The sequence below is a fragment of the Marinobacter algicola DG893 genome (assembly GCF_000170835.1).
GTDB lineage: Bacteria > Pseudomonadota > Gammaproteobacteria > Pseudomonadales > Oleiphilaceae > Marinobacter > Marinobacter algicola.
Genome location: NZ_ABCP01000010.1, coordinates 66422 through 87364 on the forward strand (window position 1 = coordinate 66422; position 20943 = coordinate 87364).

Below are 20943 nucleotides of genomic sequence, written 5' to 3' on the forward strand. Positions count from 1 at the left end.
CACCCATTGGATCACCTCTGAAGCGATCGCCATGCGGATTCCGCGAATTCTTCCCGATAATCCCGAGGCGAGGTCTGTACCCGGCCAGCCAGCCAGGCTTTGCAGTAATTTTCCGACGGGCCGACGATCAGAGAGATTACGATCTCGAACGGCTGAACAATGCTGTTACTTTCGTTACCGAAGCCAAGCAACTTTGCTTTGAGTTCCCGGAAGCCTTTCGCATTCCGATCTTTCAGCTCCTCCTGAAATGGCCCTTTGGCGACTGCTGATCGCGCCTGATACAGGAACCTTGCCCATTCGGGATTGGCGACAACCCAGTCGAGATAACTACAGATAACTGAATACACAGCCTCGCGAAGGCTGTTGGTGTTGGCTAACTCCCGGTCCAGATGTTGTCGCTGATCATCCTGAGCTGCAAAAAAGAGTGCGCTTAAAATACCCTGCTTGTTGCCAAAGTGGTGATAAATCGCCCCTACACTCGTTTCGCAGCGGGCTTTGATGGCTTCGATCGTGGTGGCCTCCACCCCAAGCTCAATAAAACAATAGAGCGCCTGTTCCAGGATGTCCCTTTTCAGCGCAGCCCTGCGGCCCGGAAACCGTTTTTCTAAAATATGGAATTGGTTCATCAAATCGATATTAGCCTGTTTGAACTAGCCGTGACCTTCATTCTACCGTTTGACAGCTTCGGCAAAACCAGAATAATCTTCTTTTACCGAATATTGTTCTTTTATTTCACAACTGCCGAATTGTTTTGGCAACAGCGGCTTACTAATTGGGTAAATGATGGAAAAAACCATAATAACCTGTGACGACGGCTACCGGCTCACCGGGCATTTTTTCAGACCAGCAACAGACGTTCCTCGCGGTGCCGTTCTCATCGCCCCTGCCACCGGGTTTCGACATCAGGTCTATTTCATTTTTGCTACCTGGCTGAGCGAGCAAGGCTTCGCCGTGCTGACGTTTTCCAATAGAGGCATTGGGGATTCTCGCAACGGTATTCCTCTAGCAGAGATCTCTAGCGACCTGGTCGACTGGGGTACGCTGGATCTGCCGGCAGCGCTAGAAAAACTCGTCGCTCTTGCACCAGGCCTGCCGGTAAGCCTTGTTGGCCATAGCGCCGGTGCGCAGTTGATCGGTTTAATGCCCAACTTCGCTCAAATAGACAGCTACGTTCTGATTGCAGCATCGTCAGGCCATTTCGATAACCTGAAACTAAAAACAAAGCTGGCCGCCAAACTACTGTTCCACGGTTGGCAACCGCTCTCCGTTGCAGTCAAAGGATACTGGCCGACCAAAATCATCGGTTTCGGTGAGGATCTTCCCGCCGGTGTCGCCAGGCAATGGCGACAGTGGTGCCGTTCGCCTGGGTACGTAGAAAACAGTTTTGGAGAGGAAATAAGGCAGCATCACTATGCGGATATAAAAGCCCCCGTGCTGTCGCTAACCGCAACAGATGACCACATTGCCGTGCCTGCAAACGTGGAAGACTTTCTGCGCCTGCTGCCCAACGCCCAGATAAAAAAACATTTTTTGGAACCAGGCAGTTTTGGCCTGAAAAAAATCGGTCACAGCGACCTGCTGCGCAGCCGATGCAAAGCCTGCTGGCCGCATATTCTGGAAGGCTTGGAGTCCAACGGCTGAACCTGATACCTCCACTCTACCACGTCAGCTTTGAATTCCGGGGCATAGCTTTGTTTAGGAATGTCCGCATTAACGGGGTAGAACCCGTTGAAAGAAGCTCGGGCCAAACCCTGACGTTTAACTGATAATCTTATCGGTGTTCACGGCCCTGGGAGCCAAGTGACTCCACAAAAAAATCTAACAGCATCCTCACCTTCGGCGACAGGTGACGGTTATGGGGATACACCGCCCAGATACCGTCGTCATCCTCCTGATAGTGGGTCAGCAGCGGCACCAACGCACCCGAATCCAAGGCCCGCTTTACGTAGTAATCCGGCAACTGAACAATGCCTATGCCTTTAAGAGCCGCATCCAACAGCGCTCTGCCACTGTCACAACGGATATTGCCGCTTACCCGCACATTCCGCGGTTGGCCCGCTTCCTGGAAACGCCAATAATCCAGATTGCCCAGAAGGCAGTTGTGGTGGGCCAGCTCTGACAGGGAATGCGGTGTTCCGCGGGCCGAGAGATAAGCCGGGGAGGCGCAAACGTAAAGTGTCCGGGACGCTAGACGCCTCGCCATCAGGGTGGAGTCCTCAAGTTTACCAAGCCGCACCGCCAGGTCGTAACCCTCGGCCACCAGGTCCAGCGTCTGGTTGGTAAGGTTCACCTCTACTTCGAGCTCTGGGTAGCGCATCACAAAGTCGTTGAGCAGGGGAGCTATCGACTTCTCGCCGTAGGTCACCGGGGCCGTTAGTTTCAACCTCCCCCGTGGTACTAACTGCATATTCGTGATTGAGCGTTCCGCCTCTTCGAGAGCTTCCAGCACCTGTCGGCAATGCTGGTAATAAATCTCCCCGGCCTCGGTCGCGGAGACCCTGCGAGTCGTTCTATAGAAAAGACGAGTGGAAAGCCGGGTTTCAAGCGCACTGATCTGGCGGCTGACCTGGGCAGTCGAAATGCCCAGCCTTTTGGCGGCCCGGGTGAAATTTCCTGTTTCCGCCACAGCGACGAATTCGTTTACGCCTTCCCAATGGTACATACCCTGCCCTTTTCAGCTTTCATCAGCCCTATTATTCCACATTGGTAAAGGTGAATTGATATATAACCACATTATCAATCAATACGAAATAAATACAATGAGCTGGCGAGTCCGGCGGTTTCCCGCCTTCCAAATATGATTAAAGGAGAGAAATATGGCTGAGATGATCAAATCAAAAGCGGCAATTGCCTGGGGCCCCGGTCAGCCACTGTCAATCGAAGAAGTGGATGTGATGCCTCCGAAAGCGGGAGAGGTATTGGTGAAAGTCATCGCAAGTGGTGTGTGTCATACCGATGCCTTCACGCTCTCCGGAGAGGACCCAGAGGGTAACTTTCCAGTGATCCTTGGCCACGAGGGTGGCGGAGTGGTGGAAGCAGTTGGTGAAGGAGTTACAAGCGTCGAGATCGGAGACCACGTTATCCCCCTCTATACGCCAGAGTGCGGCGAGTGCAAATTCTGCCTCTCCGGGAAGACCAACCTTTGCGGAAAAATCCGCGAAACCCAGGGGAAAGGCCTGATGCCCGACGGTACCAGCCGTTTCTACAAGGACGGCCAACCTATCCATCACTACATGGGCTGCTCCACCTTTTCCGAATACACCGTACTGCCAGAAATATCCCTGGCCAAGGTCAACAAAGACGCACCCTTGGAAGAAGTCTGCCTGCTGGGCTGCGGAGTGACCACGGGTATGGGAGCGGTCATGAACACCGCCAAGGTTGAAGAAGGCGCTACGGTTGCGATCTTTGGGCTCGGCGGTATCGGTCTCTCTGCCATCATCGGCGCCACGATGGCCAAGGCCAGCCGCATCATTGCCATCGACATTAACGAGAGCAAGTTCGACCTGGCTCGTCAGTTGGGCGCGACAGATTGCATCAATCCCAAAGACTACGAAAAGCCCATTCAGGAAGTGATCGTCGAGCTGACTGATGGCGGTGTAGATTATTCCTTCGAATGTATCGGCAACGTCGACGTTATGCGATCTGCCCTGGAATGCTGCCACAAAGGCTGGGGTGAGTCAGTGGTCATTGGTGTTGCCGGGGCTGGCCAGGAAATCTCCACCCGTCCATTCCAGCTCGTCACCGGCCGAGTCTGGAAAGGTTCCGCTTTCGGTGGCGTCAAGGGTCGCTCTGAGCTACCCGGTATTGTCGAGCGCTACTTGCAGGGCGAGTTCAAGCTCAATGATTTCATCACCCACACCATGGGCCTGGATGATATCAATGAAGCCTTTGAGCTGATGCATGAAGGCAAGAGCATCCGCAGTGTCATCCATTTCGACAAGTAACCCTGCCGGCCGCCGGTCCAACCGGACCGGCGGCCCATTAACCGATGGAGCTTCCTGTGACAATTGAAAACCTGAGCAGCAACAAAAGTTTTGATGGTTGGCATAAACAGTACCGTCACCAGTCCGACAGTCTCGGCTGCGCCATGCGTTTCGCAATTTACCTGCCACCTCAGGTCTCGAACGGGCAAAGAGTACCGGTACTTTATTGGCTGTCCGGCCTAACGTGTACCGATGAGAACTTCATGAATAAAGCCGGAGCCCATCGCGTGGCTGCAGAGCTAGGCATTGCCATTGTGGCACCGGACACTAGCCCACGTGGCGAAGACATTCCTGACGATGACAGTTACGATCTTGGCCAGGGTGCAGGCTTCTATGTCAATGCCTCGGAAAGTCCTTGGAACCAGCATTACCACATGTACGATTATGTATTGAATGAGTTGCCAGCGTTGATTGAGTCTGTCTTTCCCGTCACTGACCAGCGCTCGATCGCCGGACATTCAATGGGTGGTCACGGAGCTTTGGTCCTGGCTCTGCGTAATTCCGACCGATACCAGTCGGTGTCAGCCTTCAGCCCTATCAGCAACCCGGTCAACTGCCCGTGGGGGAAGAAAGCCTTTACCGCCTATTTGGGTAAAGACACCTCTCGCTGGGCCGATTACGATGCCAGTATGCTACTACGGGAGTCCCGTCGGTTCGTGCCAGCCCTAGTCGACCAGGGGGACGCAGACAATTTCCTCACGGAACAACTTCATCCTGAGGCCCTAATGACTGCGGCCGAGATCACCAATTACCCTCTTGAGTTGAATTTTCGCCAGGGTTACGACCATAGCTACTATTTCATCAGTAGCTTCATTGAGTCGCATCTCCGTTTTCACCAAAAACACCTGTTCAAAGAGTAACGGCAATCAAGACAGCCGCCGTAATCGAAGCAGTGGACCTCATATACCACTACAATGATTGATTATTTGGTTGAGGTGTTTTCAGCCGAAATTCAGGAATGACCAACGTGACCAAAAGGGATGGCTTTAGCCATCCCTTTCGGGAATTTCAAAGGCTTCACTTCTCAAAACCTTCCAAAACAATTTTGCCAACCGCTTTGCCGGCCTCCAGCTCGGTGTGTGCAGCACGCAGGTTTTCGGCGTTAATCAGACCAAGGTTTTTTCCAGCCGTGGTTCGAATAACCCCCTGATCCACGAGACTCGCTACCGTCTCCAGAAGGTCGTGCTGCACCTGCATATCATCGGCGCCATGCATAGAACGCGCAAACATAAATTCAATGTGCAGTGACAGGCTCTTGGGTTTGATTTTCATCACATCCAGCTCAGCAGGATCGTCAATCATGGCGATCTTGCCAAATGGCTGAAGCAGAGCCACATAATCATCAAAATACTGATCGGTGGCATTCAGGCTGGCGACATGTGTGATCGGGGCAATTTTGCCCTCTGACACCAATTGTTCAACCTGCCGCTGCAGTGATTCCCGGTGGTTTACAACGAAATCGGCCCCCAATGATTCGACCCATTCGCGGGACTCTGGGCGGGAGGCTGATGCCACAACGGTGGCACCCGTCAATTTCTTCGCCAGCTGGATCAGAATGGAACCAACGCCGCCCGCAGCGCCAGTCACAAGGATCACCTGGTCAGTCGGATGCACATTTCCCGGCTGCTGCTGTTCAAGCCCGAGGTGATCAAACAGCATTTCCCAAGCCGTGATGGTAGTCAGGGGCAGTGCTGCGGCTTCCGCATCACTCAGGCTGGCGGGTTTGCGGCCAACGATGCGTTCGTCAACGATCTGGTATTCCGCATTGCTGCCCTGTCGAGTTACATCGCCTGCGTAGTACACCTGATCGCCGGGCTTGAACAATGAGACACCCTCACCTGTCGCAACAACTTCTCCAACAGCGTCCCAGCCCAGAACTTTAAACTCGCCCGGCTCCGCCGCTGCACGCTGACGCACCTTGAAATCTACCGGATTGACGCCAATCGCCCTGACCCGGACCAAAAGGTCCCTTCCGTTCGCCATTGGTTTCGGTAATTCAACATCCTGCAGGGGTTTCGGATCGTTAATGGGTAAGGATTCAGTGTATCCAACAGCTTTCATGTTTTTCTCCACAGTAAGCGGGTCGTGTTTGATCGTGGTAAGCAGTGTGATCTCTCTTTACACTATGAAAAACAGGCCAATCCCATAAACATAATCAAATAATTTTTTAAAATGACCTTCGACGATCTGACCGTTGTGCTTAAAGTGGCTGAATTCCGGAACATTACCGCTGCAGCCACCAGCCTCGATATGCGAGCCGCGACCGCCAGTGCCGCCGTCAAGCGCGTGGAACAGGAATTGGGGGTTGAGCTGTTTATCCGTTCTACCCGCAAACTGCGACTCTCGGCAGCCGGCGAAAAGTATCTGCCTCAATGCCAACAGGCATTGGGATTACTGAACGAAGCCAGGCAGTCCATTCATTCCAGCAGCGAAACAGTGGCAGGTGAAATTCGGCTATCAGTCTCCTCCGATCTGGGAAGGAACCGGGTAGTGCCCTGGATTGACCAGCTCATGGCCTCGCACTACGGGCTCAGTTTACGCGTCCAGATTACCGACAGTAATGTGGACTTTTTCCGGGATTCGGTCGATATGGCCCTCCGGTATGGGTCACCGGACGATTCCAACTTGTATGGGTTCAAAATCTGCGACGTTCCCCGCCTTCTCTGCGCAACACCCGAGTACCTGAGCGAACACGGTACGCCAGAACACCCCCACGACCTGGCAGTTCACAACGGACTTTTCTATCAGTTGCAGGATATTCCCTACGATTTGTGGACCTTTAAACGGGACAGTGAAGAGTTCCGAGTAAAAATGAAAGGCAACCGCGCATCGAACGACGGCGATCTGGTTAGACGCTGGTGCGTGGCCGGACACGGCATAGCCGTGAAATCCTGTCTCGACATGTCGGACGATCTGTTGGCCGGCCGAGTCATCAATGTCATGCCAGACTATACGCCACCAATTGCGGAGTTATGGTTGATTTGCCCAACACGACAATCCATTACGCCAGCAGTGCGATTGTTGAGGGATTCTCTGAAACAGTATTGCCATGACATCATGAAAGAAATGAACCAGAAAGGGGTCCTATCTCAACAACAAAAACAAAAACAAGGATAAGACGTCTTTCAAAGCGTAGCTTAGCCATGGCGGCTTCAGGCCTATTCGCTCTACCAGAAAATCAATGAACACCCGGACCTTTGCGGTTAATACATTGGATTTCGGATACACCAGCCAAAGCGCAGGTGACCGCTTTGAGCGACAAGCGGGCTTTTCTGCATGTACTATCTCGATATTATAGTTCGCCGAATAAGCGTTCCTGCTTTACGCCTAAGTATGAAGCTTACAGCACGCTAATTATTATCAGGCACTGACTGAGTTGAGAGACAAGCGGAAGCTACGAACTGTTAATCAAGTACGGCCACTATTTTACCAATCTGCTGATTTGACTCCAGATAGTGATGCGCTGCTACTATCTCTTCAAATTTAAAGCTTCGATCAATGACAGGCTTGAGTGTTCCTTCGGATAAACCCGAGTGGATAAATTGCTTTGCTCTGCGAAAACGCCCGATGTCTTTTATAACTTCAGTAAACACATACCCCCTGACTGTCAGACTTTTACGAAGTGCTATTTTTAAGGGAAAAGGAGTTATTTCGGGACTTAATGCTCCGTGTACTATTATTGTTCCTTCAGGGCTCATTGCTTCAGCAATGTCAGCTATCTGCGGCCCACCGACAGCATCAAATGCGATGTTTAAATTGTTTGCTCCCAAGATGCTTTTCAAGCTATCCAGTAGCGGTTCTTCTTGGGTTGCAATCACATGGGCCGCGCCAGCCTTGAGCACAGCAGCCTTTTTAGCTCCTGTTAGCGTTGTAGCGATAGGGATCCCCCCCAGAGAATTCACGATTTGAATCGCAGCCAATCCAACACTGCTCGATGCGGCGGTTATCAGCACTGCATCGCCTTTTTGCACGTTAGCAATTTCGACCAAAGCGCCATAAGCTGTCAGGTACTGCATCCAGGCTGCTGCGCCTTCAGCAAAGGTTAGCCCTGCTGGTTTAAGTGCCACATATTCACTTGGAACGACAATCTCTTCTGCGTAGCAGCCATTCTGAGAAAGCCCCATCTGAGGGACAATGCAAACCTCGTCCCCAAGGCGTAAATGATTTACCTCTTCCCCGACTTCAATAACTATCCCGGATGCTTCATAGCCGATTCGCGAAGGGAGGTCAGCCTTTTCTATATACTGGCCTCGCCTGAACATGGCATCAGCACGATTGAGCCCAACAGCTTTGACCGCAATACGAACATCAGTGGCCTGCAAACCTGGACTCGCCAGCGAGTCAATAGTTAACACCTCGGGGCCACCTAATTCATGGAAACGAACAGTTCGAATTAGTTTTCCTGGGCTCATATGCATACTCAACAATGACTTTTTAAGCAATTACATCAATAACTACTTTACCCATGGACCCCAACTCTACGGCATTATGTGCATCCATTGCCGTGTCAAGGGAGAAGCGTAACGGATCGAGTAGTGGCTTAATTTGTCCAGCTTCAACGAGAGCCGTAATTTGCCGCAGAATGTCACCATGATGTTTGCGCCCCTCTCCGCTGAGCATTGGGTGTAACACAAAAATCCCTGACAATGTTGCAGAGCGTAATGACGACGGTGCGAGGTTATGTGAGCCGAATGCAGCACAGCTTAAAATATGTCCATAATGTGCAATGATACCTAATGAGGCATCGAGTACAGAGCCACCGACAGTGTCGTAAATGATATCGAATCCTTTGCCTTGGGTGTATGCGTCCACGTACTCAGCAGGGCTTGCAGTGTGATAATCAATTGGCGTGGCACCAAGCGCCTTGAGCAGTTGTTGTTTTCCAGTCGATGCAGTGGCATAAACGTCGGCACCTAAGGCCTTAGCAATTTGCACAGCTACATGCCCAACTCCGCCAGCTCCACCCTGGATAAGGACTTTCTGGCCCGCTTTGACATTCGCCTTGTCAACCAAACCTTCCCAAGCGGTAAGTGCAACCAGAGGTAAAGCCGCAGCTTCACGCATGGACAAATTTTTCGGTTTGGGAGCAAGTAACTCAGCATCTACGTTGGCATATTCAGCCAATGAGCCTTGCAATCCTCGCACTCCGCCAGTCAGACCATAAACTGCATCGCCTACTGCAAAGTCGGTGACGCCGTCGCCGATAGCAACAATTTCTCCAGCCAAATCGGTGCCAAGTACTGCGGGTAATTCCGGCATGGCATAAGGAGCGATACCTCGGCGGATCTTGTAATCAATAGGATTGACGCCACTCGCAAATATTTTTACTTGCACCTGACCTGCTGATGGAGAAGGTAAGTTAATCAGGGCATCCCGGAATACTGTACCTTCTTCATAGCTATCTAATATCAAAGCACGCATTTGTCCGTTTAACGCAGTCATCAACAACCTCACAATCTGAATATTCAGCGGGTGGTTAAATCACCCGCTGGTTAATAGGTCTTTTATTAAACGAATTAAAATTCTTGAACAGTTGGGCGCAGAACAATCTCGTTGATATCCACATCCGCAGGCTGCTCAATTGCGTATGCGATAGCACGAGCAACAGATTCAGATGGAATTTCATTTTGCTGATAAAAATCTTTTACAAAGGCTGCACCCTGAGCATCTGAACTTCCATGTTTTAATTCAGATTCGACTGCACCTGGTGAAATGATTGTTGAACGAATTTTACCCCCAACTTCATGGCGCAAGCCTTCGGCAATAGCGCGAACAGCGAATTTGGTTCCGCTATAAACCGTGCCGCCGGGACTGAATACTTTGATACCCGCTACGGACGAAATATTGATAAAGTGGCCGGACCCCTGTTCCTGAAAGATCGGAAGCGCTGCGGCTACTCCATACAGCAGACCTTTAACGTTGATGTCAATCATGCGATCCCATTCGTCAACTCGAGTCTCAGCTAACGGTGCAATCGCCATTAACCCTGCATTATTGATAACCACATCAACTTTACCGAAGCGCTCTTGTGCAAGATTTACAAGGGCCTTCACTTCGTCCTGGCTAGTCACATCTGTCGCTTGAACCGCAACTTTTCCGCCCGCTGTACGTATGTCAGCAGCAATAGCTTCAAGCTTGTCGATGCGTCGGGCACCTAAAACAACAGATGCGCCAAGACTGGCTAAATGTCTTGCCGTGGTCTCGCCTAAACCGCTGCTACCACCAGTGATCACAACGACCTTACCGCTGATGTTGTTTGCTAAAACACTACTCATAGTTAATATCCTCAAATCAGTTGAATGAATGACTATGTCTAACTGACAAGCAAATTATCCCTCACCTTCAAAAACCAATAAATGGAAACGTTTTGATTTGACAATTCCAGAATTTGGAATAATATTTGTGTATTCATACCAAACCTGAGTATGACTGTGATGCTTAACAGATTGGAAATGCTCCGGATATTTTGTACTGCTGCGGAGTCTCGCAGCTTTAAAGAAGCGGCTAACCGTCTGGGAATTTCTCCTCAGGCAGTGACACGAGCAGTGAAGGAGTTAGAGCGATTGCAAGGGGAGCTTTTATTTCATCGAAATACGCGACACATACAAGTGACCCTAGTTGGAGAAAAATTTGCTGCGATAGCAAAAGAACGCCTGCGCGCTGTAGATGAATTGTTTCAAACAAGCGCCCCTGACTCGGGTAATGAATTACAAGGGCGGGTTCGTATCGCAGCGCCTGTTGGTTTTGGTCATCAATGCTTGATGCCAGCATTAATGGAACTCTCAACAGTACATCCTCAACTTGATATAGACCTGACACTCAGTGACGAGCGCGTGGATGTAGTTGACGAAAAAATAGATATTGGGATTCGTATCGGCTTCATGAGGGATAGTCGATTTATTGCCCGCCAGCTCGCCAAAATTAATCTGTATGTCGTGGCTTCGCCTGACTTAATAGATAGAGTGGGAAGGCCTGCGTCTATTGAAGATCTAAACCACTTGCCGGTTACAGGGTTAGTAGATCGCAATACGGGAAAGCTTTGGCCATGGGTTTTTTCCATGGACAGACAGTGGATGCCATCCATAACACGTTTTCGAAGTGCCGACGCCGAAGCTGAATTAATGGGTGTACAAAATGGTCTGGGGTTTGCTCAAATTCCTGACTTTTTGGCCCAAGACTTATTACGCCAAGAGAAACTTGTGAGAGTGTTAGAAGAGGCCGAGCCTGTGCCTTGGGATTTATATATTTATCGCCCTCAACGTGGTCCAGTACCACAACGTATTCGATTAGTTTTTGATCACTTGGTGTCAAGATTGAGTGTCCACTAATGGCACATAAGTAATATTCATAAAGTGCGAATACTACATTAGCTCACTTTACTGCAAAAACCGTAACCAATATCTTCGTTGAGTCACCAGGAATCATAACAAAGTGCATTTAGCTGCCAACATGCTGCCAAAACTCTGTCTCCTGTGCATATTTTTTTGCTTTTTGGATAGTTGTAACCATCCCCTAAAATCGGTGCATGCGTAATTAGAGTTCTCCGGCCTACAATGAGGCAAACGGAGAACGACATGAAGAAATCACGGTACAGCGAGTCACAGATCGTCAAGATCCTGAAGGAGGTCGAGGGCGGCCGCCTGGTCAAGGAAGTCTGCCGGGAATACGGCATCTCCGATGCGACCTACTACAACTGGAAATCCAAGTACGGGGGCATGGAGGCCTCTGATGTGAAGCGCCTCAAAGAGTTGGAAGAGGAAAACCGCCGGCTGAAGCAGATGTATGCCGAGCTGAGCCTGGATCACAAACTGCTGAAGGATGTGATCGAAAAAAAGCTGTAAAGCCAGCCGTTCGACGAGAACGGGTGGATTACCTTAAGCAGGCTCACGGCGTCAGCATTCGCAGAGCCTGCCGAATCGCTGGCATCAGTGACTCTGTGTACCGGTATCGGCCGGACACCTCCCGGGATGAACCGGTGATTGCAGCGCTTCAAAGCGCGACTGAGCGCTATCCTGCCTACGGTTTCAGCAAACTGTTCAAAGTGCTGCGACGCTGGGGGCACGGATGGAATCACAAGCGGGTACACCGGCTGTATTGCGCACTCAACCTGAACAAACGACGACGGGGCAAGAAACGACTCCCAACACGAAACCCGGAGCCATTGAGCGTGCCAGTCACCGTTAATCGATGCTGGTCCATGGACTTCATGAGCGACAGTCTGTTCTGTGGTCGCCGGTTCCGCACCTTCAACGTGGTGGACGATTTTAACCGGGAGGTACTGGCTATCGAGATTGACCTGAACCTGCCAGCACCGAGGGTCATACGGGTTCTGGAACGCATCATTGCTTGGCGAGGTTACCCGGCAAAACTACGCATGGATAACGGTCCTGAATTCATCTCGATTGCCTTGGCAGATTGGGCTGAGCAACACGGTATCGAGCTGGAGTTTATCAAGCTGGGCACCCCCATTCAGAATTCGTATGTTGAGCGCTTCAATCGGACTTATCGGGACGAGATCCTGAACATGTATGTCTTCCGGAACCTAACCGAAGTCCGAGAAGTGACCGAATCCTGGATGACGGAATACAACGATGAGCGTCCCCACGATTCACTGGAAGACCTGACGCCATGGGAATACCTGGCGAAACACCAACGGGCGGACAACTCTAATCAGCGGTGCAACTAAAACAGGGATGTTTACACACCACTGCCGATCACTAAATTGTCCGTTTCATAATCCATCAGTTTTCCCTTCATTTTTCTATTGATGATGGTTCTAGGGTTGTTGGCAGAGAGGCCGTGTTCGTTTTAGGAAAGGTTGCTGCGTGCATTCTGCAGCTGAAAGTCCGACTAAAAATGCTTTTTAGGAGCTGCTCCATGCTTTCGGGGTAGGGCTTCCGGGAGGCTACAATTATTATTCAGATATGAATTATTGCCACTCCTAACTACTATGTGCGATTTTTAATCAACCGCATGATCACAAGATGGCATAAGCACTAGTTTGAAAGAACTCGAATTGAACTCTTCAGGCAAAGGAAGCCGTCTGGAGAGGATAAATTTCGCCATTCTGCGGAGGGGAAATTATCTCTGGTAGGGCGCAGCACGAATGTTCGCTTTTGTTTAATAGCGTGATATGACACTTCGCATCGACAACATCGTCACGGCTACACCCAGCCAATTTGTGGTTGCACTACCACAAACTAACCCATAGTTCCGAGAAAGCCCTAAACAAGCGCATAGTCGATCACGTTACCGTGTCCGCACCTATAAAACCTAAGAATCCTGTATAAAATATTCAACGGTGGGGTGGGGACGAGGATCTTTCGTGCAGTGGCGTATAACCACGATTGAGCCACCCTGCCGGACGGTTGTGGGTGATCTGAGTGGCCGGCCGCATTCTTCGCCATCCACTTTGTGCTTACAGAGTTCCTGGGGCCCGGAACCGTCGCTGTCTATCGTAGGGGGACCACCGCCGCCAGGCGATGATGTGTCAGGGTTCCGGGATGTTCTGACGTAATCGAGCAGTATCCCCAGCCCGATCACCAATACGGTCGCTGTTGCTGGGTCCAGCCCCCACACCTGGAGCCCGGAATACTTGCGATTACGTGACGATGTCACGGGAATGCTGTACCTGTGATACCCGGCCAGCTCATTCTTCGCGGGTAGGTTTCCAGCCACCTCAACGCCTGGTATTGCCTCCAGGGACCGCACCAGCTCTTGTTTCGACAATTCCGATGCATGAGACAGTACAGATAGAAGCGAACCGGTATCTTCATACGATAGTAACTGAGACATGCCAAATTCCTTTGCTCATGCCTTCTGGACAACGACAACGGCCGTTAGGGGGTACCATTAAAAATAGATCAGTTATTGATCAAATCAAGAGTCAAATAAGCCTCTGCCCATTACTCACCTTGTGATCCGTGCTTACCAGGGTTATCGCCCCCTCATCATTCTTGATCCCCGTCACCAGGCACTCGGACATAAATTTACCAATCTGTTTTGGCGGGAAGTTGGTCACGGCGAGCACCTGCTTACCCAACAACAACTCAGGGTTGTACAGGTCGGTAATCTGCGCACTGGATTTTCGAACGCCCACTTCCGGGCCGAAATCGACTTTCAACTTGTACGCTGGCCTGCGGGCTTCCGGAAACTCGTTTACCTCGATGATGGTGCCGATGCGCAGCTCTACGTTCTCAAAGTCTTCCCAACTGATCATTCCTGGTGTGTCCTCTGTCCGTTAAAAGAAAGTGGCTATTTTCTGTGGTCCGCGAGCAAGGTGCCGACGGTGAACGCGATGTCCTCGTGCTCGGTGTCCCGCCACGGTTCCGCGAGGGATTCGGCTTCCCACTGCTGCATACTGCCCAATGCCAGAACTCTCTCGACGTAGGCGGCGGCGCCTTCGCTCAGCTTCAGCCCATAGGTGCGTACCCGATAGACGACAGGGGCAAAGAAGGCATCCACAGCGGTAAAGCGGTCACCGGCGAGGAAGGGACCACCGAACTGCTGCAGGCCATGAGACCACAGGCTGTCGATGCGATCGACATCCTTTTGCAGGCCTTCACTGATTGCGTTCATGCGGATACGCAGGCCCACGTTCATGCTGCAGATATCCCGCAGCGACTGGAATCCGGAGTGCATTTCAGCAGCCGCACAACGTGCCCAGGCACGGGCCTTTGCGTCTTTGGGCCATACGCCCTCGTGGCGCTCGGCCAGATACTCGATGATGGCCAGCGAGTCCCATACGGTTGTGCTTTCATCCGTCAGGCAGGGGACTTTGCCGCTGGGGCTCAGGCGCCTGTACGCCTGCCAGGTGGGTTCGTCACCAAACACAATGAGCTGTTCATTAAACTCAATGCCCAGCTCCTTCATAAGCACCCAGGGGCGCAACGACCATGACGAGTAGTTCTTGTTCGCAATATGAAGGGTGTACATCCCTGTCTCCATTCAGGTGGGGTGGTTTATCCGGAAATCAGTTTTGCCCAATACCGCAGCTTCGTATACAACTACACTAAGGCCATTAAAAATAACACAAGGAACGCACTATGCCTTTCTCTTCCGACCATATTGACGAACTCAACCTTCTGGCTATGTTCGACCTGTCTTCCGCGCAGGAAGGCCTCAAGGTTCACCAGCATTCGGCCGCACCAGAGATGGTGATAGCGGCTGAACGTCTTCACCAGAAGGGGCTGATTACGCAGAAAGATGGCGGGTACCTGACAAGCCTGGGCAGTGAAACCGCAGAGCATGCGCAGAGGGTTTTGTCGGTGCTGACCAGTTAACTCTGGCGCCAGGCTCCGGCAGTGTCAGCTTTACTTACACTATTGAACAGTAGCAAAAACTGCGCCTTACCTATGTATCGATACCCACACTGTTTTTGATCTATGGCACCTTTAATGCTTCGTTTCTTCCTGCAGCAGGAAACCCATCGGGAGTAGGAAGAAATGAACACAAGAACTAAGTTTTGGCCACTGATGGCTGGAACGTTGGCATCGGCCATCATGGTGTCAGGCTTTACCGTCGCAGCGCCCATCAATTGCGATGATGCCCATAATTACATGCAGATGGACGATTCGCAGGCCGCAGCATGCCTTGCGTCCGGCAAGAACAACCCAAGCTTTACCGGCAACCCTGCCAATGATGTTTTTCTCAACAACGCTGCAGGAGCGGGTTATCAGTTTGTAGAGAAATCCGAAAACGCGGGCAACCCTACAGCCCTGTACAGCCTGGAATACGGTCAAACTGACGGCATCGGTACCTGGGAATTCGATAGCAGTCTCTGGGATGCCTACAGTACCATTGCGATCGGCTTCAAGTTTGGCGGTGGAAACAAAGCGGACAACTGGTTCGTGTATGAACTTAACTCGTTGGTTTCCTCTGGCGACTGGGCTTACTTTGGCAAAGGAAATGGCCTTTCGCACGTGAGCTTATACGGAATAGGCTCTGTTACCGTACCCGAACCTGGCACACTGGCTTTACTGGGTATTGGCATCATCGGTCTGACCCTGGCGGGCCGGAAACGCCGTGTGAGCTGAAACGTCAAGTTTCAATACACGTTACCGCAGTATCAAAAGGCTCCCCAACGGGGGCCTTTTTTTGTGCTCGCCAAAAACCTGCAACAGTTCACAACTCTCCGTTACATAAACAAACATCTTACGGCCTGATAAGACTCTGTATTTCCTTCATTTTTAAACCATCTTTACGTGGAAAGTGGTCAATTCGACACCCAAAGCTGTCAAGACAGCCAACGTCCCGATAAGACAAGGGCACTACACTGCTTTTCGAACAAATGTACCAACAATAATTGCCAGCCCTGTTACCCGACTCCGGGGCACGGTAAAGGTCCATAACAAAGACAAACAAATGGAGTGTGTTTCATGGTTTCAACCTCCCGCTTTTCCCTGCGTGCGATAACGCTCGCCGTTGCAGCCGCCTCGGCCGGTTTTTCATTGAATGCCTCTGCCAGCATGGGCAACATCGGTACAACCTATGGCGTGATGCCCGTGGACGTGGCCACCGCACAGTCCCTGTCGATGTTCAACGAGCAGGTGTCCGCCACCTATTACAATCCGTCCTATTTAACCAGTGACGAGCGTGGCGAGCTTACCGGCGGCATTCTTCATGCGGAGCAGGAACTGCGCTCCAGTCGTTCCGATGCAGACGGCGATATCATTTCGGACTCGCCGAGCCAGCACGTCCTGATCGGCATGAAAACCAACCTGGCATCCCTGACCCGCTTTGATCACCCGATTTACCTGGGCTTCATCGCAGGCGTTGAGAAGTATGGCAAGGAAATGCTGGCGTTCTCCTCGGAAACCTCCGAAACCGGGCAGTACCTGCAATACGGCAAGGAACCTCTGTTCCTGAACATTGGTGGTGCCACCCCACTCTGGCGGGGCATCTCGGGTGGTTTCTCGGTGCGCGTCACCCTGGAGGCAGCCGCTCAACTGGATGCCGTTTCTACGCTTGGCGGTGAGACCAGCCGCGAGCGACTGGCGGTTAACGCCGAGCCCTCGCTGAAGTCCATCCTTGGCACCACCATCAAGTGGGGCGACACCTTCTGTCCGGACAGTGACTGTTTCCTCGATGGCTGGGAAAGCGCGGTTACCTATCGCACCAAGTCATCCGCTTCGACGTCTGTTGACTCCAACATCATCGTTACCCAGACCATTCCCGACCCGGGCCTGAGCCTTGCGGTGGCCACCATCGACTCCTTCCAACCGGAAACCTTTGCCATCGGCACCCAGTACAAGGGTGACGGCTGGCGCATCGGCGGCAGCATTGAGCAGCAGAACTGGTCTGAACTGGAAGACGAGTTCGCCGGCGATACCATCAAGGACCAGGAGAATGTCAGCGCAGCCAATCGCATCCGTTTTGATGACATCCTGGTGCCTCGCATCGGCGCTGAATACCAGCTCAGCCGTCACTTTGCCGTACGGGGCGGGCTGGCGTATGAGGAGTCTCCCCTCAAAACCACCCGCAACCCGGAGCTGAACTATCTGGACACCGACAAGATCGTGGCCGGGCTTGGCATCAGTGCCACTTACGAACGCACCCGCGTGCTGGCCTACCCGGTACGTTTGGATATCGGTTACCAATATCAGCAGTTGCAGGATCGGGATTTCACCATCGTCGACTATGACGGCAACGAACAGCAGGCAACCGCCGACGGTGACGTTCACGTTATCAGCGGCTCCATCACCCTGAAGTTCTGAGGAGAGGTTTGCCATGAAACACAACAACACATTGGCACTGATTCCCGCAATGCTCCTGGCCGCATGCGGCGGGGGTGATGAACAGACCATCGACGAACCCACAACACCGGGAGAGGTGGTCTACTCCTATCCGGCGGATGGTCAGAGCAACGTCAGCCCCAAGGCCGACATGGTGCTGCGCTTTTCCCATGCGCTGTCTGACAACGATGTTGCCAGCAAAATCCGCATCACCGATGGCAGCACCGACCTGAGCTTCACGGCCGAAAGCGTGGATGGTGGGCGCAGTCTGACATTGTCGCCACAGGGCGAACTCAGCCCGGGAGCCAATTACACCATTGAGTTTACCGAGGCACTGCAGGCCGAAGGCGGCCGTACGATTCCAAACCCCAATGCCTTTGGCCCGGAGGGCGTGCAGTTTTCAACACGGGGTGCCTTCAGCGGCATCGCCGGGCTGGACAACCTGAGCCCGGAGTTCACCGTTGCGGAAATGATTCCCTCCGAGGGCAATGTATTCCAGCCCATGAACTTCTCCACGTTCCGACTGCAAATGACCCAGACCGTACACCCGGACTGGAAGGCACGCGGTGGTGTCATTGAAATCACTGACAGCAACGCGAACGTGGTGCCGGCCACCGTTCTTGTGAAAGGCCGGGACATCACTATCGACCCCTGCCTTGCAGACTCAAAAGAGCGCTGTGGCCGTGAGGAGGACATACTCACCTCGGGCGAGACCTACACCGTGTCAGTCCGCAACCTGCCGAGTCTCCATGGCGGCACGCTGGACGACTTCAGCGAAACTATCACCCCACGCGACACCGGCCCAACCGTTGTTCTGTCCCAGCAAGTGGTGGATTCCGGTCTGAATGCCGGCGAGAACGCCGAGAACACCCGCAAGTCTCGGCTAAACGGGCAAATCATCAACGGCATCACCCTGAACTCCGTCCTGCAGGGCAATGCTGGGCCGTCCCAGCAAACCGGCGATTTGTTTGCAGAGCTCGCTTACGCGCCGGCGTTTACGGCCGATGAGCCCCTGCCACTTAGAGTTCCGAAAGGCAGCGTGCTGACCAGCAGCAGCCTGGATGTCCGTGTCAACGGTGAGGTACCGGTTATAGATCCGGCAACCGGAAACATCCAGAAAACCGGTGATATCAAGGTGACCATGTTGTCGGACGCCACCGGTTACCTGATGCCAAACCCCTACACGGATAACATGAACGCGCCGCGCCACGTCAAACTGTTCATGGACGTTGCCATGAACACGGAAGAGGCGCAGCCCAATGCTTCGTTATCCCAGGACCTGCTGGGGGTAGAGCTGACCGGCATCGCGATCGTGGAAGATGGCGTGTTAACCATAGACGCCATCGGCATGGTCGAACCCAACCTGCTGGGCCAGGAATTCACCGACGCCACCATTGCGTTTCGCATCGAAGCCGCGACGGATTCCGAGTCCGCACTGGATGCCGCCGAACAACGGGACGAAGAACTGGCAGACAACGCCGGCCCGCAGTTAGTAAGCTGGATGCCAGGGCCGGACGATGCCTTCCCGGGTGATCGTGATCAGATGCAGCGCCCTGGCGACCCGATCGTGCTGAATTTCGACGAACCACTCGATGCCGATACCATCGCCGATGGCATTGTGCTGGACGCAGCAGGCACACCTCTGACGGTTAGCGACGACACACTGGACGCCAAACTGGACGGAACCGCCCTGGTTCTGAACCCGGTCGGCGGGCTGGAGCATGGCGTTGACTACACCGTACAGATTAGCAACGCGTTGACTGACCTTGCAGGCAATGGTGTCACACCGCAGAACCTCAGCTTCGCCCTCCCTGACATTGGGGGAAGCTCGGTTACCCAGAGATCACCCTTGGCACTGACAACGTATCCTGGCTACCCCTGCGTAACAACCGCCGTCAACTTTAGCCAGGGCACTCACGGGCGCTGCCGGGATGCATCCGACAGTGGCGCCGCCGGTGACCTACTCCCAATCACCAAACTTCCCACGGACCGGCCTATTGTAGTGGTGTTCTCCAAGTCGATGGACTTGGACACCATTAACGAAAACACCTTCATTGTCGAAAAAGTCACCAATGCGTCGACACCCATAGGTTCTGGCGAATCCGTCAGCGGACGCCTGGAGAAAAACAACCAGCGCATCCGCTTCTACCCCAACAACCCATGGGACACCGCCGATGGCAGTTTTTACCGCTACACCATGAAATCCGCCAACGGATCGGGTAATTGTGGCAACGCCATTTGCTCAAAACAGGGCTACCCATTGCAGACAGATCTGCTGGTGAATTCCACCGACGCCGGTGGCCCCAATATGACCATTTACTTCAGTGGCGTGGAAGCACAGGATACTGTCTATACCCCGCTGCGTAACCTGCCAATCCGTGATACCAATTCCAACTTCATCGTGGATTGCGCAACGTTGGGGGGAGAAAGCTGCCTGGAGCCCTTCAACCATGAGGGGAGCGATGCCGAAGGGTTCCTGCCATCCGCCAACGCTGCAAAGCTCCTGGTCGATGGCCAGACTGCAGACGGCGGGCTCCTGGGTGATCTCACTGCCCGTGTCGGTTGCAGTGCAGATGGGCCGGACTGCCCGCGTAACAAATTCATCTACCAGACCTACGCCCTGAATACCGAGGTTACCGGCCCGGCCGTAGACCCTGAAACCGGCCAGGATGGTGTTGGCGTTCTGCTTTACCCCACACTACTGGCCACCACCTCGGCGGATGTCTATATCGGTCTGCCAGCTCTGCTGGGCGGAGAGCAGGTATCAACCACGGGCCCACAGATCCTGCGGATGCGATACGCCAAAGACGACCCGAACTGCACCAGCAACTGTGCCCGCAACAGCCTAATTCCCGGGATCATCATCGAGACGGATGACGGCCCGGTTTTCAAGACTGAAGCTGACCTTTTCCTCGATGCGCCGAATCTGGTCGCGCCGCTGGGCGCCGAGCACAACCTTTACAGTTACCCGTTCACGCTGGATCTGGAAGGAAGGGTCAAGTTCTTCGACGATGGCAGGATGCAGATCGAACAAAGAACCAGCAACGTTCCGCAAATCAACGTTGAAGCAGTTGCCTTTGGCTTCGCGACGGTCGACATCCCGTTGATCATTCCCCAGCAGGGTGTCTACCTGAACTTCCTGTCCAACCCCATCAAGGAAATTCCGGCAGAGTACTAACTTCAGGCTCCGCTACTTATGGCCAGCCTACGGGCTGGCCTTTTTTGTG

19 protein-coding genes are annotated in these 20943 nt (G+C 52.7%); 10 read left to right on the forward strand and 9 right to left on the reverse strand.

Translation table 11 applies throughout. The features are described 5' to 3' along the window. Window positions 1-11: 11 nt before the first annotated feature. The gene (locus tag MDG893_RS09310) at window positions 12-626 is read right to left on the reverse strand and encodes a TetR/AcrR family transcriptional regulator (protein WP_007153516.1); all 615 of its coding nucleotides are present in this window, start codon (window positions 624-626) and stop codon (window positions 12-14) included. A gap of 154 nt (window positions 627-780) precedes the next feature. Between MDG893_RS09310 and MDG893_RS09315 the strand changes: the two genes are divergently transcribed. Next, window positions 781-1641: an alpha/beta hydrolase family protein gene (locus MDG893_RS09315; RefSeq protein WP_007153517.1), complete on the forward strand. Its 861-nt coding sequence runs from the start codon at window positions 781-783 to the stop codon at window positions 1639-1641. Between the two features lie 130 nt (window positions 1642-1771). On the opposite strand, the gene MDG893_RS09320 is transcribed toward MDG893_RS09315, so the two are convergent. Continuing rightward, window positions 1772-2662, reverse strand: a complete 891-nt coding sequence (locus MDG893_RS09320; protein ID WP_007153518.1) for a LysR family transcriptional regulator — start codon at window positions 2660-2662, stop codon at window positions 1772-1774. A gap of 163 nt (window positions 2663-2825) precedes the next feature. On the opposite strand from MDG893_RS09320, the gene MDG893_RS09325 reads away from it, so the two are divergent. Further along, a complete protein-coding gene (locus MDG893_RS09325) occupies window positions 2826-3944 on the forward strand; it encodes an S-(hydroxymethyl)glutathione dehydrogenase/class III alcohol dehydrogenase (protein ID WP_007153519.1) in 1119 nt (372 codons plus the stop codon). A gap of 56 nt (window positions 3945-4000) precedes the next feature. After that, on the forward strand, window positions 4001-4843 hold the full coding sequence (gene fghA, locus MDG893_RS09330; RefSeq protein ID WP_007153520.1) for an S-formylglutathione hydrolase: 843 nt from the start codon (window positions 4001-4003) through the stop codon (window positions 4841-4843). A 157-nt stretch (window positions 4844-5000) separates the two neighbouring features. Here the strand turns inward: fghA and MDG893_RS09335 are convergent, their stop codons facing one another. Further along, on the reverse strand, window positions 5001-6044 hold the full coding sequence (locus MDG893_RS09335; RefSeq protein ID WP_007153521.1) for a zinc-binding alcohol dehydrogenase family protein: 1044 nt from the start codon (window positions 6042-6044) through the stop codon (window positions 5001-5003). Window positions 6045-6155: 111 nt separating this feature from the next. Between MDG893_RS09335 and MDG893_RS09340 the strand changes: the two genes are divergently transcribed. After that, window positions 6156-7100, forward strand: a complete 945-nt coding sequence (locus tag MDG893_RS09340; protein WP_007153522.1) for a LysR family transcriptional regulator — start codon at window positions 6156-6158, stop codon at window positions 7098-7100. 287 nt (window positions 7101-7387) lie between these two features. Here MDG893_RS09340 and MDG893_RS09345 read toward each other — a convergent pair whose 3' ends face one another. From MDG893_RS09345 to MDG893_RS09355, 3 genes are all read right to left on the reverse strand, one after another. Further along, on the reverse strand, window positions 7388-8395 hold the full coding sequence (locus MDG893_RS09345) for a zinc-dependent alcohol dehydrogenase family protein (protein ID WP_040474465.1): 1008 nt from the start codon (window positions 8393-8395) through the stop codon (window positions 7388-7390). Window positions 8396-8417: 22 nt separating this feature from the next. Continuing rightward, window positions 8418-9425: a zinc-dependent alcohol dehydrogenase family protein gene (locus MDG893_RS09350; RefSeq protein WP_007153524.1), complete on the reverse strand. Its 1008-nt coding sequence runs from the start codon at window positions 9423-9425 to the stop codon at window positions 8418-8420. Window positions 9426-9499: 74 nt separating this feature from the next. After that, entirely contained in the window at window positions 9500-10258 is a 759-nt protein-coding gene (locus MDG893_RS09355) for an SDR family oxidoreductase (protein ID WP_007153525.1), read from the reverse strand. 159 nt (window positions 10259-10417) lie between these two features. Between MDG893_RS09355 and MDG893_RS09360 the strand changes: the two genes are divergently transcribed. Both MDG893_RS09360 and MDG893_RS09370 read left to right on the forward strand, forming a co-directional pair. Further along, the gene (locus tag MDG893_RS09360) at window positions 10418-11311 is read left to right on the forward strand and encodes a LysR family transcriptional regulator (RefSeq protein ID WP_007153526.1); all 894 of its coding nucleotides are present in this window, start codon (window positions 10418-10420) and stop codon (window positions 11309-11311) included. Between the two features lie 246 nt (window positions 11312-11557). Then, a protein-coding gene (locus MDG893_RS09370; RefSeq protein ID WP_085985285.1) for an IS3 family transposase occupies window positions 11558-12669 on the forward strand; the annotation gives its coding sequence in 2 pieces (ribosomal slippage) (window positions 11558-11819 and window positions 11819-12669; 1113 coding nt in all). A 587-nt stretch (window positions 12670-13256) separates the two neighbouring features. Here the strand turns inward: MDG893_RS09370 and MDG893_RS20915 are convergent. The 3 genes from MDG893_RS20915 to MDG893_RS09380 all read right to left on the reverse strand — a co-directional run bounded on the left by MDG893_RS20915 (window position 13257) and on the right by MDG893_RS09380 (window position 14918). Next, window positions 13257-13778, reverse strand: a complete 522-nt coding sequence (locus tag MDG893_RS20915) for a hypothetical protein (protein WP_007153528.1) — start codon at window positions 13776-13778, stop codon at window positions 13257-13259. Window positions 13779-13869: 91 nt separating this feature from the next. Beyond that, the gene (locus MDG893_RS09375) at window positions 13870-14202 is read right to left on the reverse strand and encodes a tRNA-binding protein (protein ID WP_007153529.1); all 333 of its coding nucleotides are present in this window, start codon (window positions 14200-14202) and stop codon (window positions 13870-13872) included. 35 nt (window positions 14203-14237) lie between these two features. Beyond that, entirely contained in the window at window positions 14238-14918 is a 681-nt protein-coding gene (locus tag MDG893_RS09380; protein ID WP_007153530.1) for a glutathione S-transferase family protein, read from the reverse strand. 110 nt (window positions 14919-15028) lie between these two features. On the opposite strand from MDG893_RS09380, the gene MDG893_RS09385 reads away from it, so the two are divergent. The 4 genes from MDG893_RS09385 (at window position 15029) to MDG893_RS09400 (ending at window position 20894) form a co-directional block, all read left to right on the forward strand. Beyond that, a complete protein-coding gene (locus MDG893_RS09385; protein WP_007153531.1) occupies window positions 15029-15265 on the forward strand; it encodes a TIGR02647 family protein in 237 nt (78 codons plus the stop codon). Between the two features lie 162 nt (window positions 15266-15427). Beyond that, window positions 15428-16018, forward strand: coding sequence for a PEP-CTERM sorting domain-containing protein (locus MDG893_RS09390; RefSeq protein ID WP_007153532.1), 591 nt, complete (start codon window positions 15428-15430; stop codon window positions 16016-16018). Window positions 16019-16360: 342 nt separating this feature from the next. Beyond that, window positions 16361-17698, forward strand: coding sequence for an alkane uptake protein AupA (gene aupA / locus MDG893_RS09395; protein ID WP_007153533.1), 1338 nt, complete (start codon window positions 16361-16363; stop codon window positions 17696-17698). A gap of 13 nt (window positions 17699-17711) precedes the next feature. Further along, window positions 17712-20894 (forward strand): Ig-like domain-containing domain, encoded by a 3183-nt coding sequence (locus tag MDG893_RS09400; protein ID WP_007153534.1) that lies wholly within the window; start codon window positions 17712-17714, stop codon window positions 20892-20894. Window positions 20895-20943 lie beyond the last annotated feature (49 nt).

What these genes read in the sequence shown, in the direction of transcription:
- MDG893_RS09310 (WP_007153516.1), bottom strand. Translation starts at nt 626, where the DNA reads ATGAACCAATTCCATATTTTAGAAAAACGGTTTCCGGGCCGCAGGGCT.
- MDG893_RS09315 (WP_007153517.1), top strand. Translation starts at nt 781, where the DNA reads ATGATGGAAAAAACCATAATAACCTGTGACGACGGCTACCGGCTCACC.
- MDG893_RS09320 (WP_007153518.1), bottom strand. Translation starts at nt 2,662, where the DNA reads ATGTACCATTGGGAAGGCGTAAACGAATTCGTCGCTGTGGCGGAAACA.
- MDG893_RS09325 (WP_007153519.1), top strand. Translation starts at nt 2,826, where the DNA reads ATGATCAAATCAAAAGCGGCAATTGCCTGGGGCCCCGGTCAGCCACTG.
- MDG893_RS09335 (WP_007153521.1), bottom strand. Translation starts at nt 6,044, where the DNA reads ATGAAAGCTGTTGGATACACTGAATCCTTACCCATTAACGATCCGAAA.
- MDG893_RS09340 (WP_007153522.1), top strand. Translation starts at nt 6,156, where the DNA reads ATGACCTTCGACGATCTGACCGTTGTGCTTAAAGTGGCTGAATTCCGG.
- MDG893_RS09345 (WP_040474465.1), bottom strand. Translation starts at nt 8,395, where the DNA reads ATGAGCCCAGGAAAACTAATTCGAACTGTTCGTTTCCATGAATTAGGT.
- MDG893_RS09350 (WP_007153524.1), bottom strand. Translation starts at nt 9,425, where the DNA reads ATGACTGCGTTAAACGGACAAATGCGTGCTTTGATATTAGATAGCTAT.
- MDG893_RS09355 (WP_007153525.1), bottom strand. Translation starts at nt 10,258, where the DNA reads ATGAGTAGTGTTTTAGCAAACAACATCAGCGGTAAGGTCGTTGTGATC.
- MDG893_RS09360 (WP_007153526.1), top strand. Translation starts at nt 10,418, where the DNA reads ATGCTTAACAGATTGGAAATGCTCCGGATATTTTGTACTGCTGCGGAG.
- MDG893_RS20915 (WP_007153528.1), bottom strand. Translation starts at nt 13,778, where the DNA reads ATGTCTCAGTTACTATCGTATGAAGATACCGGTTCGCTTCTATCTGTA.
- MDG893_RS09375 (WP_007153529.1), bottom strand. Translation starts at nt 14,202, where the DNA reads ATGATCAGTTGGGAAGACTTTGAGAACGTAGAGCTGCGCATCGGCACC.
- MDG893_RS09380 (WP_007153530.1), bottom strand. Translation starts at nt 14,918, where the DNA reads ATGTACACCCTTCATATTGCGAACAAGAACTACTCGTCATGGTCGTTG.
- MDG893_RS09385 (WP_007153531.1), top strand. Translation starts at nt 15,029, where the DNA reads ATGCCTTTCTCTTCCGACCATATTGACGAACTCAACCTTCTGGCTATG.
- MDG893_RS09390 (WP_007153532.1), top strand. Translation starts at nt 15,428, where the DNA reads ATGAACACAAGAACTAAGTTTTGGCCACTGATGGCTGGAACGTTGGCA.
- aupA (WP_007153533.1), top strand. Translation starts at nt 16,361, where the DNA reads ATGGTTTCAACCTCCCGCTTTTCCCTGCGTGCGATAACGCTCGCCGTT.
- MDG893_RS09400 (WP_007153534.1), top strand. Translation starts at nt 17,712, where the DNA reads ATGAAACACAACAACACATTGGCACTGATTCCCGCAATGCTCCTGGCC.